This is a genomic window from Ochrobactrum sp. S1502_03, from assembly GCF_044435015.1.
GTDB classification, from domain to species: Bacteria; Pseudomonadota; Alphaproteobacteria; order Rhizobiales; family Rhizobiaceae; genus Brucella; species Brucella chromiisoli.
The window spans coordinates 1-16,543 of record NZ_JAYEXN010000009.1 but is presented as its reverse complement, the minus strand read 5'-3'; the positions used below and the strand labels follow the sequence as shown (position 1 = coordinate 16,543).

Below are 16,543 nucleotides of genomic sequence, written 5' to 3'. Positions count from 1 at the left end.
GATATGGCTCTAATCAGTCTGATGTCGAACGATTTGACGATATTTTCGCAAAATCCCGTTACGGTTGGTTATATATCGTGGTTGCCAGTCTGGTTAAGTTAGGCCCCTGTGGACTTGGATAATGTAATGATTTCAAATAATTCTTCGGAAAAAATCGTCGATCGCGCAGCCCGTCTTGTTGAAGCTGCGAAGCGCGCAGGGGCTGATCATGCTGACGCAGTTGTGATCCGCGCGCGCTCGGTGAGCGTTTCTGTCCGACTTGGCAAGGTTGAGGGAACCGAATCGTCGGAGAGCGATGATTTTTCTCTGCGCGTATTTGTCGGCCGTCGTATCGCCAGTGTTTCGGCCAATGCTGGAAGTGATCCAATGCAATTGGCGGAGCGGGCGGTTGCCATGGCACGCGTTGCCCCGGAGGACCCATTCGAACAATTGGCCGATCCGGCACTGCTGGTAAAATCACCACGTGATCTTGATCTGTTTGACACGACTGAGATTAACACTGCCCGCCTTACAGAAGATGCGTTGGCAACCGAAGCGGCTGCACGCGCTGTTGCCGGTGTTACCAATTCAGGCGGTGCGGGGGCATCGCGCAGCATGGGCGGACTGGTACTCGTCACTTCATCCGGCTTCTCAGGGGAATATGCGGCAACGCGTTTTGGTCGTTCTGTGTCTGCAATTGCAGGTGAGGGCACGAAGATGGAGCGTGACTATGATTTTAGTTCGCGCCTTCATTTTGCTGATCTCGATACGCCTGAAAATATCGGCAAACGTGCTGGTGAGCGTGCTGTTCGCCGTCTGGGCGCAAGGCAGGCCAAAACCGGGCCCGTGACCGTTGTTTTTGATCCGCGTCTGGCACGTGGTATCGCGGGGCATCTTGCCAGCGCCATCAATGGCGCTTCGGTTGCGCGCAAGACAAGTTTTCTGCGCGATAGTCTCGGCAAGCAGATTTTAAAAGCAGGAATCAACGTCACCGACGACCCACTGCGTATTCGCGGGGCCTCATCGCGTCCATTCGATGGTGAGGGCATTGAGGGTCAGGCTCTGACCATGGTTGAAAACGGTGTGCTGAACCATTGGCTGTTATCCGGTTCGAGTGGGCGTGAACTGGGCCTTGTGGGCAATGGGCGTGGCGTGCGTTCAGGTTCACATATTTCGCCTGCCTCAACAAATTTTGCCATTGAGCCGGGTATCCAATCGCCGGAAGAGTTGATCCGCTCGGTCGGTACAGGGTTTTATGTGACGGAAGTGTTTGGTCAGGGCGTCGATATGATCACCGGTCAATATAGCCGTGGCGCGTCAGGCTTCTGGATTGAAAATGGCACTCTCGCCTATCCGGTCAGCGAAGTGACGATTGCATCCAATCTGAAGGACATGTTCCTCAACATGACTCCCGCCTCCGATATTGATCGGAATTTTGGTATGACCGCCCCAACTCTTGTAATTGAAGGCATGACCCTTGCCGGAAATTGAGAAACGAAGAGATATTCAGAACGAGCTGGAACTCCTGCGTCACGCAGCGCGGGAGGCTGGCCGCATCGCTATGCGCTATTTCGGCCAGTCGCCGGAAGTCTGGATGAAAGATGGCCAGTCTCCCGTCAGCGAAGCAGATTTTGCGGTTGATCGCTATCTCAAGGACGTGCTGCTCGAAGCGCGCCCCGATTATGGCTGGATTTCGGAAGAGACGACTGATGATCGCGCCGCTGCGGTGCGAAGCCGTGCCTTTGTGATTGATCCGATTGATGGAACGCGCGGTTACATCAACGGGCAGGCGCAGTGGTGTGTCAGTCTTGCCATTGTCGAAGACGGAAAGCCGATTGCCGGTGTGTTGCAATGCCCTGCACTTAATGAGGTGATTGAGGCTGGCAAGGGATTTGGCGCATCGCAGAATGGTATGCCTATTCAAACCCGGCTGCCGCCTGTTGATGAAAAAATTTCTATCGCTTCCGCCAGGAGAATGGTCGACGTTATGCCTGAAAGCTGGCGCGACAGGGCGGTTCTTCATCCCTATGTCCCGTCACTGGCCTATCGTATCGCGATGGTTGCACGTGGGGATATTGCTGGTACCTTCATTCGGCCCAATTCTCATGATTGGGACTTGGCTGCGGCAGACCTCATTTTGAGTGAGTCGGGTGGTGCGCTCTTGAACCATGATGCCCGACCGCTCATTTATGGTGGGCAGACGCTGCAACATGGCGCGCTGGTGGCGTCGAGTGGAAACCTTTTGCAGGAAATGTTGAGTGTTGTCGCGGACTGGCCATTGAGCTAATCATGCGGCGAACGGGTTTGTTTCAAGGAATGATCATATGAGTGCCGAAGGCGACAAAAAGCAGCTTCTTCATCTGGTGTTCGGCGGTGAGCTGACCAAGCTTGGAACGGTTCAGTTCCGCGATCTCGACAATCTCGATATTGTCGGAATCTACCCGGATTATGAAACTGCAAAGACTGCATGGAAGTCGAAGGCGCAGCAGACCGTGGATAATGCGCATATGCGTTATTTCATCGTCCATCTGCACCGCTTGCTGGACCCGGAAGGCGTGGACCTTAAGGCGGAATAAACGCTTTTGTCCACTCCGCATAAAGATCAGGTGGCCGAAACAGAGCGCGCATCGCAAGCCGATGCGCGCAGCCGCTCGGATGGCTTTGCCAAGCGCGTGTGGCGCCGCATTCGCGGCCCGCTGGCGCGCTCTGCATTTGTCAAATCTGCGCTGGTGCAGTTGATTTCCGGCTATCTGAAATTCGTGCACCTGACCAATCCGGCCCTTAAAGGGTCTGCGGATATAAAAGGTCTTTTGAGTGAACACAGTCCCTCCATCATAACCTTCTGGCATGGCCAGCACATTATGGCGCCTGTGGTTCGCCCGCACGATCTTCAAGTCGTGGCAATGTTTTCACGCAGTGCGGATGCGGAGCTTAATGCACGTATTGCCGAGACATTCGGCTTTATAACTGTGCGTGGCTCTGGTGGTCGTGGCGAAGGAAATTCGGCGAAAAAAGGTGGTGCGCGTGCACTTCTGACATTGAAAAATGCGCTGAAAAAGGGACAATCGGCATCGATGATTGCCGATATTGCTCATGGCAAGGCGCGAGAAGCAGGCGAGGGGATTATTTTGCTGGCCAAACTCTCCGGTCGGCCAATAATGCCTTTTGCATATGCTTTTTCGCGGAATCATGTTTTGCATAAGACATGGGATAAGACCACTATTCCGTTGCCATTTGGCCGCTCGATGATTGTTTGCGGAGAGCCGGTCTGGGTGGATGAAAATGCCGACGAGGCACAACTGGAAGAAAAGCGCATGGAATTGACGCGCCAGCTTAATGACGCGACGATCAAAGCCTATGCCGCATTGGAGGCAATGAAATGAGTGAACGTTGGGCACGAAACATGTTGTCGGCCTATCGTATGCTCGGCTCTGCCGCTTACCCATTCATCGGGACATATATTTCCTATCGTGCTTCGCGCGGCAAGGAAGAACGTTTGCGGCGTGCAGAGCGCTACGGCAAGACCGCTATCCCCAGACCGCAGGGCCCCGTTATCTGGGCGCATGCAGCAAGTGTGGGTGAAACGGTTGCGATTGCTCCGCTGATTGAATGTATTGCCGCGGCGGGCATCCATATTGTAATGACGACTGGCACTGTGACATCTGCCAAACTTGTTGCGGATCTGCTTGGCAGTCAGGTGATTCATCAATATGCGCCGCTTGATCTGCAACCGGCGGTCAATAATTTCCTTGATCACTGGAAGCCGGATCTGGCGATTGGCTGTGAATCCGAAATATGGCCTGCGACCGTGCTCTCACTCAGCTCACGGCATATCCCACAGGTTCTGGTGAATGGTCGTCTTTCTGACCGCTCTTTTACAGCATGGCAGAAGCGCCCCGAACTGGCCGAAGCCTTGTTTGAAAATTTCGCGCATGTGATTGCGCAGTCCGAGCTTGACGGAGATCGTTTCCGCGCGTTGGGCGCACGGCCTGTCAGCGTTTCCGGCAATCTCAAGGTTGATACCGCGCCTGCTCCTGCTGATCCGCAGGCATTGGCTGCACTTCAGCACCAGATTGGTGGGCGCCGCACCTGGGCAGCTATATCGACACATGACGGCGAGGAAGAAATCGCTGCCGAAGTGCATCAGATGCTCAAAGTTCGCTATCCGCGTCTGGTGACGGTCATTGTACCGCGTCATCCCAACCGTGCTCCCGCCATTGAGGCAATGCTTGGCGAAAAGGGCTTGAAGGTCGCAGCGCGCAGCCGTGGCGATATGATTGCAGCCGATACAGATATTTTGCTTGGTGATACGATTGGCGAAATGGGGCTATATCTGCAACTGACGGATATTGCATTCATTGGCAATTCACTGACCAAGGAAGGCGGTCATAATCCGCTTGAACCAGCGATGATGGGCACAGCCGTACTGACCGGCAAGAATGTGCAGAATTTCCGCGATTCTTTCCAGCGTCTCATCAAAAATGGTGGTGCGCGTGTTGTGAAAGACCGCAATATGCTGGCTGGCGCTATCAATTTCCTGTTTAACAATCCGCAGCATTTGCAGACGATGATCAATGCCGGTTCGGATACCGTGAAAGACATGCGCGGCGCACTCAACCGCACATTAAATTCACTGGAGCCTTTTATCCAGCCGCTGGTGCTGCAAGCGCAGTTGCCGGGAAATCGCAATGATGCGATCTTTATCAACGGCGGCATCTGATCATGGTGAGCGAGGCACCGCCCTTCTGGTGGGGAAAGCCTGACTGGCGGGCATACGCACTTGCTCCGCTATCCTGGGGCTATGGCGCTGTTGCGGGCCGCAGGCTTCTCCATGCTGAACCTCCCAAAATCGCAGCGCCTGTGCTTTGCATCGGCAATTTCACAGTGGGTGGCGCAGGCAAAACCCCCACTGCGATTGCCTTTGCCAAGGCCGCAAAGGAGCGCGGCTTGCACCCCGGCATTGTTTCCCGCGGTTACGGCGGCAATTATACCGGGTTGCATATTGTCGACCCCTCCAATGACAGTGCGCGTCATGTTGGCGATGAACCGCTTTTACTGGCGCGCCACGCGCCGGTTGCACTTTGCCCGGATCGGCTGAAATCGGCTTTGGAACTGATTGAGCGTGGCTGCGATTTTATCATCATGGATGATGGTTTTCAGAGCGCACGCCTTCATGCCGATTTTTCACTTCTGGTGGTCGATTCCACGCGTGGTATTGGCAATGGGCGGGTGATCCCGGCAGGGCCATTAAGGGCATCTTTGACGGACCAGATGCGCAAAACCGATGCGCTGCTGCGCATTGGCAAGGCGCGCGAGGCAGATTTCGTGGTGCGACAGGCATCGCGTGCCGGACGAGCTGTCTATGAAGCGCAATTGCTGCCATCCTCTTCATCAGACGTTGCAGGCAAATGCTGGCTGGCCTTTGCAGGCATTGGCAATCCTGCCAAGTTCTTTGCAAGTGTAGAGCAGGCAGGCGGTAGTGTGGAGGAAACGCGAAGCTTCCCGGACCATTACGGGTATCAGCCGGATGATATCCGCACGCTGGTTGAAACCGCGAAAAAGCTTGGCCTTGGACTGATCACCACTGCCAAGGACCATGTTCGCCTTGCCACCATGAGCAGTGTGCCGCACGCATTCATCAGTCAGTTGGCTGTGCTTGATGTCGATCTGCAATTTGAGCGCAAGGATGCGCTGCGCCAAATTCTCGATACGGCTGTTGAGCGGTTCAAAGCCCGCTCAATCGCCTGATTATCAAGCCTTCTTGCGGCTGCGCAATTCCGGATTGAGTTCGAGCTCACGCTCGTAAGAAATAAGTCCCGTCGCATAGGGCTCCTGCCGCGCCACGCTCCAGTATTTCAGCTCGTCGAGCGGGATATGCGCGCTAGACACCGCACAGACGACATAAGAACCGTGCTGCACAATTTCAAAATCGCCATCGAGATAGCGCAGAACGGCTTGAGAAGAGCGGGGTGATTCAAATCTGTTCATTGTGTAATTCCTTGATACGGAAATCTATCAAGTGCCAGCGTCATCGTCTAGAGCGTGCCGCGCTTAATGGTACCCAATAGGCTCGCTCTATCTTATTGTTTTTACGCATGGCGTTCTCGGATCGTAGCGGGAATGGAAATCAGCCTGGTGGACTGATTTGCCCACAAAGGCGGTTTCCACTTTTGCGCGATATGCTTTAGCGCCTTCCGAACAATCGTTCAATGTCGGTGAGCTTTAGTTCGATATAGGTCGGACGTCCGTGATTGCAGGTGCCTGAACCGGGTGTTGCTTCCATATCGCGCAGCAGCGCATTCATTTCTTCGGGCTTCATGCGCCGCCCCGAACGCACCGATCCGTGGCAGGCCATTGTCGCGGCGACATGGTTGAGCATGGCTTTGAGGCCATCGGATGTATCATGTTCTGCAACTTCATCGGCGAGATCGCGGATGAGTTGCTGCACATTCATTTCGCCCAGCATGGCAGGCGTTTCGCGCACCGCTATCGCGCCGGGTCCGAACTGTTCGATACCAAGACCAAATCGTGCAAGCGTTTCGGAATGGGTTGCGAGTCGCTCCGCATCCTCTTCCGTGAGATCAACGATTTCAGGAATGAGCAGCATTTGTCCGGGTATGGGACGCGCATGCAGGGCATTTTTCAGTGCCTCATAGACAAGCCGTTCGTGGGCTGCGTGCTGGTCAACAATGACGAGGCTGTCTTCTGTTTGTGCGACGATGTAATTTTCATGGATTTGCGCGCGTGCAGCCCCCAGCGGCTTCTGCATCAGTTCTACAGGTGCCTGCGCGATTGTTGCGCGCGCATCGGCTGCCGGCTGCGAAAAAGTCTCAATAATCGCTTGTGTATCCTCGCGAAATGCGGGGATATGATCAAAATCAAGTGGCTTATGGGCAGGGTGTGCGGTTTGCGGCGACCACTCGGTGCGGGGGGCAGGAGGCGTTGTGCGCCAGTTCTGCGATGCGTAAGTGTTTTCTGCCGGGCGCTGCTGGAAGCCCTCGGCCCGAAATGCCTGCAACATGGCTTCCGCACCACTGGTTGCCGGTCGAATGCCTGATTGCGCGAGTGCCTGCTTGATTGCGCCAACGATGAGGCCGCGCACCAAACCAGGATCGCGGAAACGCACATCGGCTTTAGCGGGGTGCACGTTTACGTCCACCAGCGCCGGATCAAGCGTGAGAAAAAGCACTGCAACCGGATGCCGGTCACGTGCAATCACGTCGGAATAAGCACCGCGCAATGCGCCAAAAATCTGTTTGTCGCGCACCGGGCGGCCATTCACATAGGCAAACTGGTGTAGCGCATTGCCGCGGTTAAATGAGGGGATGCCAACAAAGCCAGCAAGTCGAACGCCATCGCGCTCGGCGTCAATTGCAAGCGCATTCTCGGAAAATTCTTTGCCGAGAATCTGCCCGATACGTTCTAACGTTGCGTCTGCGCCGCTGCCCGTTGCTGGCAAGTCCAGTGGCGTGCGATCGGTGCCGGCGAGAGAAAAACGCACATGCGGAAAGGCGATGGCAATCCGCTTGACAATGTCGGTAATCGCGGTGGCTTCTGCACGGTCCGTCTTCATAAATTTGAGACGGGCAGGGGTTGCATAAAAAAGATCGCGCACTTCGGCAATGGTGCCACGATTAAGGGCGGCGGGACGCGGGCCTTCCAGACGTCCGCCGTTAACGGCAACTTCAAAGCCTGATTCCGCATCCTGTGGACGTGATTTCAGCGAGAGTTTTGAAACAGAGCCAATCGACGGCAATGCCTCGCCACGAAAGCCCAGTGCACGAATATCGTTCACATCATCGGAAAGCTTCGAGGTGCAATGGCGCGAGACTGCCAGCGGCAGTTCATCGACGGCGATTCCTGAACCATTATCGGTGACGCGCAAAAGTGTCTTGCCGCCGCCAGCTGTTACAACCTCGATGCGGGTTGCCCCTGCATCGATGGCGTTTTCGACAAGTTCTTTGATTACGCTTGCGGGGCGTTCAATCACCTCGCCAGCAGCAATCTGGTTGATAATGGTTTCGCTTAAGTGCCGGATTGTCATGATGTGACTATAGCGGATTCGCTTTTGCGAAGAACCGCTAATTCGCCATCAGTCTGATCATGTCCGCCCATAAATATCGTCGAAGCGAACAATGTCGTCTTCACCGAGATATTCGCCGCTCTGCACTTCGATCAGAACCAGTGGCAGAATGCCGGGATTTTCCAGACGGTGTTTGAAACCGCATGGGATATAGGTGGACTGGTTGGTGGTCAGCAGGATTTCCCGTTCACCATTGACGACCTTGGCTGTACCGGAAACCACGATCCAGTGTTCGGAACGGTGGTGATGCGCCTGCAGGCTGAGGCGGCTGCCGGGCTTAACCTCAATACGCTTGATTTTAAAGCCGTCGCCCTCTTCAAGAACCGTATAGGTTCCCCATGGACGGTGGGCTGTGCGATGCAGCTTGGCTGCTTCATGGCCCTGTGCGCGCAACTTGTTGAACACTTTGCGAACGTCCTGTGCCTTGTCGCGATGGGCGACCAGAAGCGCATCCGGCGTATCGACGACGAGGAGATCGTGAACACCGACGAGGCTTACAAGCCGGGTTTCTGACAGGACAAAACTATCGGTCGTGTCTTCAAGCACAGTTTCACCGCGTAAGCGGTTGCCATTCGCATCTGGTGTAATCAGGTCTGCCATCGCCGCCCAGGACCCAATATCCGACCAGCCACAGGAAACCGGAACACAGGCAATATTGTCAGCCTTTTCCATGACGGCGTAGTCGATGGAAATTGCAGGCGTTGCTGCAAACGCATCGCGGGCGATTTCGAGCGTTTTGGTTTCGCCGTTCAGGCCATGGCGCGCGTGCTCAAGGGCTGCCTTTACACCCGCAAGCACATCGGGCGCATGGCTTTGCATGGCGTCGATCATCGTTGATGCCTTGAAGCAGAACATGCCGGAATTCCAATAGTACCGGCCGCTTTCGACGTAGCTTTGCGCGGTGGAGGCGTCCGGTTTTTCAACAAAGCGCAAAACATTGTCGCCATTGATTTCGATATAGCCAAAGCCTGTTTCCGGGTGATCGGGAACGATGCCGAAAGTGACGATGCGGCCCTTATCTGCAAGCTTGCGTGCCTTGAGAACGGCTTGGCCAAATGCAGCTTCATCTTCGATGAGATGATCCGCAGGCATAACGAGCAAAGTTGCGTCGGCACCATAGGTTGAAGCGGCTTGAAGAGCTGCGAGGGCAACAGCAGGAGCTGTATCGCGGCCAAGCGGCTCAAGCAGAAATGTGTTTTCGATTTTGCGTGCGCCCGCATCCGCATAGGCATCAAGCGTCAGAAACAGGAAATCGCGGTTTGTAACCGTAAGGATCTGTTCGACATCATCAAGATGCGATGCGCGTGCATAGGTCTTTCCAATCAACGTGCCGCCATCGGGCAGTTCGATGAAAGGCTTTGGGTGGGCGTCGCGCGAAAGCGGCCAGAGTCTGGAACCAGAACCGCCACTGATGATAACCGGAATAAAGCTCATTTGCTGTTGGCATCCTTCGTTGCTTTACGGGCGATCTCAAGTCCCATGGTCAAAAGTTGTGCGGCCTGTTCTTCGGTCGCGGCTTCCACATAGCAGCGCAGTTCTGGCGCGTTGCCGGAGGCGCGATAGTGGATTGCGTTGCCGGATGCAAAAAACAGTTTCACACCGTCAATTGTTTCAAGGCGAATAACCGCGTCCGTTAATGGAAACAAGCGCAGGCGCGCTTCTTCTTGCGTAATGACCGAGAGAAAGGCAGCAGTCTTTTCTTGTGCGACGTTTTGCAAACGGTCGCTCAATGCGATGCGGAAGCCGTAGCTTTTCGCAATTTCGGAGAGCGGCTTTTGCGACTGTTTGATGGTACTCAGACATGCAAGGATAGGCAGCAGCGCATCGCGGGTTGGGAGGGCTGTTAATGGCTGGCCGTTTTTCTCAATGGTGCTGCCGAGCAGCACGCCGCCATTGGCTTCAAAACCGACAACGCGTTTTGCATTGTCGCTTAAAGCTTTCTGCATTCCGGCAATCACATAGGGTGAGCCGACGCGTGTGCGCAAAACGTGAGCGAACTTTCCGCATTCCTCAAGCGCTGTATTGGAGGTGACAGGCGTTACGATTGTGTCTGCGCCTGCCCATGCAGACGTGATCGCACCGACGAGATCGCCGCGCACAAAATGCCCTTGCTCATCGGCAATAAGCGGGCGGTCTGCATCGCCATCTGTTGAAACGATCGCGTCAAAACAAGTCTGAGTTGCCCATTGCGAAAGCAGCTCAATGTCTTCTGTACGCAGGGCTTCGGTGTCGACCGGCACAAAAATATCGGATCGACCAAGCGCAATTGTTTCAGCACCAAGAGCATCCAGTATTTTAATCAAAAGATCACGTGCCACAGAGGAATGCTGATAGACGCCGACTTTCAATCCCGCGAGACTGTCTACGCCAAACAGCTTGATGTAGCGCGCGGCATAGGCATCCATTGCCTGAGTGCTTACAGGCAGGTTCATCGCTTTTCTTGTGGCAAGGTCAGCGGGCAGGGCAGCATAGGCAGCGCTGATTGCTGTCTCATCATTTTTGTCGATTTCGCCATCGGCGCGATAGAATTTCAAGCCGTTGCGGTCATCTGGGATATGACTTCCGGTAATCATGATGCAGGGTGCATTTTGTGCTATTGCGAAATAGCTCAATGCGGGGGTCGGTAACACGCCGCAGTCAACGGGCGTGAAGCCAGCGTCTTCAATTGCGCCCAGGGCGAGGGCCGCAATATCGGGGCTTGATGGGCGTAAATCCTGACCGACAAAAACGCGCTCGCCCGCAGTCAGCTCCCCTCTGGATTTCAGCATCTGAACAAATGCCAGCGAATAAGCATAGGCAGGCAATCCGTTTAGTTCTGTTGCGAGACCTCTAAGGCCGCTTGTGCCGAATTTGAGGGAATTGCCTGTCATGCCTTGTCCGAGCCTGTTTTCCAGATAAAAATCAATCTACTGCTAATATAATGGCCTTATAGAGGCTGCCTTTTCTATCGCTTATATTGCTGACTGTTTCAATTGCTGGATGTTCATGTGGTTATTGAGAGCTTTCAATTTAAAATATGTCTCCCAAAAGGAGGAGCCGCTTTTGGGGGACATGCCTTTAAACATAGTCGCGATGCGCGGGCAGGTTGAGATCGGGCAGGCTTTCTGCCTGCACAACTGCGCGGGCGACTGCATGTGCCATCACAGTTGCCGCAATCGCACCAATGGCCGTGACATCAGCTTCCACCCCTTCTGCCTTGCCTGTCGAGAGCGCAAAGATTGTATCGCCATCCCACATTGTGTGGATGGGATTGATCGAACGGGCAAACCCATCATGCGCCATGCCGGCGATTTTCTTGAGTTCAGCCTTGTTGAAGGGCGCATTGGTGGCAATCGCGCCGATTGTCGTGTTGGCGCCACCCGATTTGACGACATTGCGGCCCTGCATGATCGCATCCATGATATTGCGGAAACCTTTGCCGTCTTCATTGCGTGCGCCAGCAAGAATCTGCTGCGAATTGGGTGCATAGACATCACCGACCGCGTTGACGGCAACAATCGCCCCCACCACAACGTCGGTGCCGGGCACTTTATAGCTTGCGGTGCCTAAACCGCCCTTCATCGCATAGTCCATGCCAAACATTTTGCCGACGGATGCGCCTGCACCGGCGCCAATATTGCCTTCGGCGGAGGGTTCGCTTTTTGCTGCCTTGCAGGCGAGATAGCCCGCTTCTTCATCAGGACGTATGGAAAAATCGCCGACGCCTAAATCCATCAAAACCGCAGCCGGCACGATTGGAACCACGCCTTTGCTGATTGCAAATCCCAGTTTGTTTTCTTCGAGATAGCGCATGACCCCAGTTGCAGCATTCAGCCCGTAGGCGCTGCCGCCCGAAAGCATAACGGCTTGTACTTTCTGCACAAGGTTGATGGGGTCCAGAAGATCAGTCTCACGGGTGCCAGGTGCCGAGCCGCGGACATCGACGCCTGCCGTAGCTCCTTCTTCGCAAAGAAGAACTGTGCAGCCGGTCGGGCGCTTTGTCAGCGTATGATGGCCCAGCTTTAGTCCCGGAACATCAGTGATGCTCCCCCCCATGAGTTCCAGCATGCTCTGTTCCCCTCGTTGTGCTGCTGCCGCTGAGCCGACAATGAAAGGCATTGTTCCAAACCCTGCAAGTCCTTTTGCAAACGCGCGCCTGTCCATAGGCTGTTCTCCCCCCATTTGATGATTACTCAGTTAATACACTCTTCTTCTGTGCCCGGCGCAGACGTAAGACATCTGCCACAAATATACGTGAAAGAGCGTGATAAAGTGGCTCGTGCGATATAAGTCTTGCTGTGCCGTAGCTCAGCATTGATGCACACATAAGCGGAATAACATTGTTATGATTGCCGGTCATCTCCAGAATAATCACAAAGGCTGTCATTGGTGCTTGCACGACACCTGCAAAATATCCTGCCATACCAAGAACGGCAGCGAGACTGATGCTGGTGCCAAGCAATAAACCTATCGTGCTGCCAAGGCCTGCGCCGACCGACAGTGATGGGGCAAATATGCCGCCCGGGATGCCCGAAACCATTGAGAGAAGTCCGGCGATGAATTTCTCAAGGAAATAAAGTGGTGGCAAGGAAAGCCCTTCAATGGCGCTGCGAGCCTGATCATAGCCGGTGCCGAAGGTTGATCCTCCCGATGCAATACCAATCACGGCAATCAGCAGGCCGCAAATGCCTGCTATAATGACTGTGTCGCGCAGCGGTGCTTTTTGTACACGACGCCTGATACGGTTGGTCAGATTGAGCGCAAGAGCGCTGAATGTTGCGCCAAATGCACCCCCGATCACGCCGCACAGAATGACCAGAATCCAGTCTAAGCGGCTTACAACAGTTACGGTCGTAAGACCGAAATAGTTATAGTTTCCAACAAGGCCGAGCGAGGCAAGACCTGCAAGAATGACGGCGGACAGAACAAGCCCGTTCGTTCGTGCTGCATAGGCTCGCCCCATTTCCTCAATGGCGAAGACGATTCCTGCAAGCGGCGTATTGAAAGCCGCAGCAATGCCTGCCGCAGAGCCCGCAAGGATAAGTCCACGCGCGTGTTCCAAGCTGCCAATACGTGCAGATAACAGCATGATCGACGCACCGATCTGCACAGTCGGACCTTCGCGTCCAATCGAAGCACCAGAAAACAACCCGACGATTGTGAGGAAGATTTTGCCGAAAGCGATTTTCATCGAGAGCAGCAAAGTTCGGTCTTTTGGGTCATTGAGGTGCCGCGCTGCAATTGCCTGCGGTATGCCGCTGCCGCCGGAGCCGGGAAAAAATTTCATTGAAATCCACGCGCATAGCATAAAGCCGAAGGGCGTGATCAACAGTGGCAACCAGGCCCGCCATGGGCTGGTTTGGCCATCGGTCAGACTCTTGAACCAACCCTGTGCAATGTCGGCGGCTTCCGCGAAGGCCACACTGAGAACACCAATTGCAATCGCGCCACACCAGAAAACGAGGCGGGGCTTCCACAATCGTGGAGACATCCACATTGCGCGTGAGCGACGAATGAGATGGATTCGTTGATATGCCTTACGCATTTTGCCCCCTTTGGGCGAAATTTAAAGAATATGGCGGCGGGTTTATCATGAAAATCGTTATCAGTAACTGAAACTTGTCCGCAAAAGACTTTCCAATCAGTCATAAGCATGTTACCAGCCGGTGCCAATTCAATACGCAACGAAGCGCAGTCGCTGCTCCCGGTTTCTTACCGGAGAGGCGGCTTTTCTCATTCGGTAAACCCGGTAAAGGAATTGGCAATGGCTAAAATCGTAGAATCTTCCACCGGAGCTCTTGCTCTCACATTCGACGATGTTCTTTTGCAGCCGGGCCATTCAGAGGTGATGCCGGGGCAGGTTGATCTGCGCACCCGTATTGCCAAAGATATTGAGCTTAATCTGCCGCTGCTTTCAGCTGCCATGGACACCGTCACAGAATCACGTCTCGCCATTGCTATGGCGCAGTCGGGCGGTATCGGCGTTATTCATCGTAACTTGACACCTGAACGTCAGGCCGAAGAAGTCCGCCAGGTCAAGAAGTTCGAATCCGGTATGGTCGTAAACCCTGTCACGATTGGGCCGGATGCAACGCTTGCCGACGCACAGGCGCTCATGAAAGCACACCGAATTTCGGGCATTCCCGTTGTAGAAAACGCTGGCAAGGGTCCGGGACGTCTGGTCGGTATCCTGACAAATCGTGATGTGCGTTTTGCCTCTGATCCAGCGCAGAAGATTTATGAACTGATGACGCGCGAAAACCTGGTTACGGTGCGCGAAAACGTGCGCCAAGACGAGGCGAAGCGACTGTTACATGCGCATCGTATTGAAAAGCTGCTGGTCGTTGACGACAAGGGCCGCTGCGTTGGCCTGATAACCGTCAAAGACATGGAAAAGTCGCAACTTAACCCGAATGCCGCCAAGGATGCGCAAGGCCGTTTGCGCGCCGCTGCTGCCACAAGCGTTGGCGAAGACGGTTACGAGCGTGCCGAACGTCTGATTGATGCGGGTGTTGATCTTCTGGTTGTCGATACCGCTCACGGTCACTCACAACGCGTTCTTGATGCCGTTGCGAAAATCAAAAAAGCCTATCCCAATGTTGCCATTCTGGCCGGCAATGTTGCAACGGCTGGCGGAACACAGGCGCTGATCGATGCCGGTGCGGATGCCGTCAAGGTCGGCATCGGGCCGGGTTCCATCTGCACCACGCGCATTGTCGCCGGTGTTGGTGTTCCGCAGCTTTCAGCCATCATGTCGGCAGTTGAAGCCGCGCACAAGCATAACATTCCGGTTATCGCTGATGGCGGTATCAAGTTCTCCGGCGATTTTGCCAAGGCGCTGGCCGCTGGTGCGGTTGCTGCCATGGCTGGCTCGCTGCTGGCGGGTACGGAAGAAAGCCCAGGCGAGGTCTATCTGCATCAGGGCCGCTCGTTCAAATCCTATCGTGGCATGGGCTCGGTTGGTGCGATGGCGCGCGGTTCGGCAGATCGCTATTTTCAGGCGGAAGTGCGTGATGAGCTGAAGCTTGTACCAGAAGGCATTGAAGGTCAGGTCGCTTATAAAGGACCGATTTCAGCTGTTCTGCATCAGCTTGCCGGTGGACTGCGTGCCTCCATGGGCTATGTCGGTGCCAAGACGCTGGAAGAGTTCCGCGACAAGGCAACCTTTGTTCGCATTTCCAATGCGGGCTTGCGTGAAAGCCATTCTCATGGCGTATCCATCACCCGTGAAAGCCCGAATTATCCGGGCGGTATGTAATATCATATCGGACATGCATTTCATCAGGGCGGCCTCATTGAGGTCGCCTTTTATTTTGAGAGTGCCTTCATTTTATCGTCATCAATGAGAAGGCCGGATGCACTTTCGACAATGCAATCTGCAAGTGCGCGAAAGTCATCGAAGCGTCTGTTTTGCCTGCGCCAAAAAAGTGCGATTTCCCGTTTGGGCTGCTCCCCATCAAACGGAACGATGCGCATAGTGTTGCTGCGCGTTTCCGCATGAACAGCAATTTCCGGAATAAGCGTCAGGCCCATTCCATGGGCGACCATTTGTAAAAGTGTCGTCATGCTGGTTGCGCCATATTTTACCAGTTGCCGCTGGGATGGCCGAGAACAGATCGCCAGCGCCTGATCACGCATACAGTGGCCTTCTTCCAACAGCAGCAGGCGATCAAGCGCCGCATCATCCTGCGTCATGGTCGAAGACAATACCGTCTGATCATTGCTTGACGTGGCGATCAGAAAACGATCATCAAAAAGTTTCTGATGCGTAAGCCGATCATCCACGATTGGCAAAGCTGCAATGACAGCGTCGGTCTCACCTGAGTGAAGCTCCTCAAGAAGCGTTGCCGTTATGCTTTCGCGCAATTGCAGACGGAAAGACGGGTGCCGCTCGGCCAGCAGTGGGATGAGATGCGGGATAATATATGGAGCAACGGTTGGGATAATCCCCAGTCGCAACTGGGTTTGCAGCAGGCCTTTGCTCTGCGCAGAGATTTCCTCCATCGCGTGAAGTTCTTTGAGAATGGCCCGAATGCCGGGGAGCAACTCGCGGCCAAGCTTTGTCATAATGATTGTGCGATGAGAGCGCTCAAACAGCGAAGCGCCAGCCACCGCTTCCATTTCAGCAATCTGTGCTGAGAGGGCGGGTTGCGAAATATGGGCAAGCTCTGCGGCTTTACGAAAATGCAGCGTATTGGCGAGCGCATCGAAGTAGCGCATTTGGCGAACTGTAAACATGATAGGAAAAACTTATCAATAATAACAAAAAAAGCAATTGGAGATTATACTTAGAATTAGTCTAAACTGGGTTCATTATCCAGTAGGCATGATGCGGCGGGGCTGTCCAAGGTCAGAATCCAAGCTGAATGTAGGATCACAAACGATTTTTAGGAAGGAAATTCCCATGGCAGACCGTCCGATTATGACGACAAGTGCTGGTGCACCGATCCCGGATAACCAGAATTCCCTGACTGCGGGTGAGCGCGGCCCTATTTTGTTGCA

Annotated in this window: 14 protein-coding genes; 7 read left to right on the top strand and 7 right to left on the bottom strand. The window is 54.3% G+C overall.

Annotated features, from left to right (window positions below):
* Positions 1-126 precede the first annotated feature (126 nt).
* From VBH83_RS08600 to lpxK, 6 genes are read left to right on the top strand one after another with little or no spacing between them, the layout of a single operon-like run.
* The gene (locus VBH83_RS08600; protein WP_396997187.1) at positions 127-1,470 is read left to right on the top strand and encodes a TldD/PmbA family protein; all 1,344 of its coding nucleotides are present in this window, start codon (positions 127-129) and stop codon (positions 1,468-1,470) included.
* Complete coding sequence (locus VBH83_RS08595; protein WP_396997185.1) at positions 1,457-2,266, top strand: 3'(2'),5'-bisphosphate nucleotidase CysQ; 810 nt, start codon at positions 1,457-1,459, stop codon at positions 2,264-2,266. Before VBH83_RS08600 ends, VBH83_RS08595 begins: the two co-directional genes overlap by 14 nt.
* A 37-nt stretch (positions 2,267-2,303) precedes the next feature.
* The gene (locus VBH83_RS08590; protein WP_265986130.1) at positions 2,304-2,555 is read left to right on the top strand and encodes a DUF4170 domain-containing protein; all 252 of its coding nucleotides are present in this window, start codon (positions 2,304-2,306) and stop codon (positions 2,553-2,555) included.
* Between the two features lie 30 nt (positions 2,556-2,585).
* Positions 2,586-3,362: a lysophospholipid acyltransferase family protein gene (locus tag VBH83_RS08585; RefSeq protein WP_265986153.1), complete on the top strand. Its 777-nt coding sequence runs from the start codon at positions 2,586-2,588 to the stop codon at positions 3,360-3,362.
* A complete protein-coding gene (waaA, locus tag VBH83_RS08580; RefSeq protein WP_265986131.1) occupies positions 3,359-4,699 on the top strand; it encodes a lipid IV(A) 3-deoxy-D-manno-octulosonic acid transferase in 1,341 nt (446 codons plus the stop codon). Before VBH83_RS08585 ends, waaA begins: the two co-directional genes overlap by 4 nt.
* A gap of 2 nt (positions 4,700-4,701) precedes the next feature.
* Positions 4,702-5,727, top strand: coding sequence for a tetraacyldisaccharide 4'-kinase (lpxK, locus tag VBH83_RS08575; protein ID WP_265986132.1), 1,026 nt, complete (start codon positions 4,702-4,704; stop codon positions 5,725-5,727).
* Positions 5,728-5,730: 3 nt separating this feature from the next.
* Here lpxK and VBH83_RS08570 read toward each other — a convergent pair whose 3' ends face one another.
* From VBH83_RS08570 to VBH83_RS08545, 6 genes are all read right to left on the bottom strand, one after another.
* Positions 5,731-5,967: a DUF2093 domain-containing protein gene (locus VBH83_RS08570; protein ID WP_265986133.1), complete on the bottom strand. Its 237-nt coding sequence runs from the start codon at positions 5,965-5,967 to the stop codon at positions 5,731-5,733.
* Positions 5,968-6,163: 196 nt separating this feature from the next.
* The gene (gene mutL, locus VBH83_RS08565) at positions 6,164-8,023 is read right to left on the bottom strand and encodes a DNA mismatch repair endonuclease MutL (RefSeq protein WP_265986134.1); all 1,860 of its coding nucleotides are present in this window, start codon (positions 8,021-8,023) and stop codon (positions 6,164-6,166) included.
* Between the two features lie 57 nt (positions 8,024-8,080).
* Entirely contained in the window at positions 8,081-9,496 is a 1,416-nt protein-coding gene (locus VBH83_RS08560) for a mannose-1-phosphate guanylyltransferase/mannose-6-phosphate isomerase (protein ID WP_265986135.1), read from the bottom strand.
* Positions 9,493-10,932, bottom strand: a complete 1,440-nt coding sequence (locus VBH83_RS08555) for a phosphomannomutase (RefSeq protein ID WP_265986136.1) — start codon at positions 10,930-10,932, stop codon at positions 9,493-9,495. Before VBH83_RS08555 ends, VBH83_RS08560 begins: the two co-directional genes overlap by 4 nt.
* A gap of 187 nt (positions 10,933-11,119) precedes the next feature.
* Positions 11,120-12,205, bottom strand: coding sequence for a P1 family peptidase (locus tag VBH83_RS08550; protein ID WP_396997180.1), 1,086 nt, complete (start codon positions 12,203-12,205; stop codon positions 11,120-11,122).
* Positions 12,206-12,230: 25 nt separating this feature from the next.
* Entirely contained in the window at positions 12,231-13,586 is a 1,356-nt protein-coding gene (locus VBH83_RS08545) for a chloride channel protein (protein WP_396997178.1), read from the bottom strand.
* Positions 13,587-13,805: 219 nt separating this feature from the next.
* Between VBH83_RS08545 and guaB the strand changes: the two genes are divergently transcribed.
* On the top strand, positions 13,806-15,299 hold the full coding sequence (gene guaB / locus VBH83_RS08540) for an IMP dehydrogenase (RefSeq protein WP_265986139.1): 1,494 nt from the start codon (positions 13,806-13,808) through the stop codon (positions 15,297-15,299).
* A 50-nt stretch (positions 15,300-15,349) separates the two neighbouring features.
* On the opposite strand, the gene VBH83_RS08535 is transcribed toward guaB, so the two are convergent.
* Positions 15,350-16,279 (bottom strand): hydrogen peroxide-inducible genes activator, encoded by a 930-nt coding sequence (locus VBH83_RS08535; RefSeq protein ID WP_265986140.1) that lies wholly within the window; start codon positions 16,277-16,279, stop codon positions 15,350-15,352.
* Between the last annotated feature and the right edge of the window lie 264 nt (positions 16,280-16,543).

What these genes read in the sequence shown, in the direction of transcription:
- VBH83_RS08555 (WP_265986136.1), bottom strand. Translation starts at nt 10,932, where the DNA reads ATGACAGGCAATTCCCTCAAATTCGGCACAAGCGGCCTTAGAGGTCTC.
- guaB (WP_265986139.1), top strand. Translation starts at nt 13,806, where the DNA reads ATGGCTAAAATCGTAGAATCTTCCACCGGAGCTCTTGCTCTCACATTC.
- VBH83_RS08545 (WP_396997178.1), bottom strand. Translation starts at nt 13,586, where the DNA reads ATGCGTAAGGCATATCAACGAATCCATCTCATTCGTCGCTCACGCGCA.
- VBH83_RS08600 (WP_396997187.1), top strand. Translation starts at nt 127, where the DNA reads ATGATTTCAAATAATTCTTCGGAAAAAATCGTCGATCGCGCAGCCCGT.
- lpxK (WP_265986132.1), top strand. Translation starts at nt 4,702, where the DNA reads ATGGTGAGCGAGGCACCGCCCTTCTGGTGGGGAAAGCCTGACTGGCGG.
- VBH83_RS08550 (WP_396997180.1), bottom strand. Translation starts at nt 12,205, where the DNA reads ATGGACAGGCGCGCGTTTGCAAAAGGACTTGCAGGGTTTGGAACAATG.
- VBH83_RS08535 (WP_265986140.1), bottom strand. Translation starts at nt 16,279, where the DNA reads ATGTTTACAGTTCGCCAAATGCGCTACTTCGATGCGCTCGCCAATACG.
- VBH83_RS08570 (WP_265986133.1), bottom strand. Translation starts at nt 5,967, where the DNA reads ATGAACAGATTTGAATCACCCCGCTCTTCTCAAGCCGTTCTGCGCTAT.
- VBH83_RS08590 (WP_265986130.1), top strand. Translation starts at nt 2,304, where the DNA reads ATGAGTGCCGAAGGCGACAAAAAGCAGCTTCTTCATCTGGTGTTCGGC.
- waaA (WP_265986131.1), top strand. Translation starts at nt 3,359, where the DNA reads ATGAGTGAACGTTGGGCACGAAACATGTTGTCGGCCTATCGTATGCTC.
- mutL (WP_265986134.1), bottom strand. Translation starts at nt 8,023, where the DNA reads ATGACAATCCGGCACTTAAGCGAAACCATTATCAACCAGATTGCTGCT.
- VBH83_RS08560 (WP_265986135.1), bottom strand. Translation starts at nt 9,496, where the DNA reads ATGAGCTTTATTCCGGTTATCATCAGTGGCGGTTCTGGTTCCAGACTC.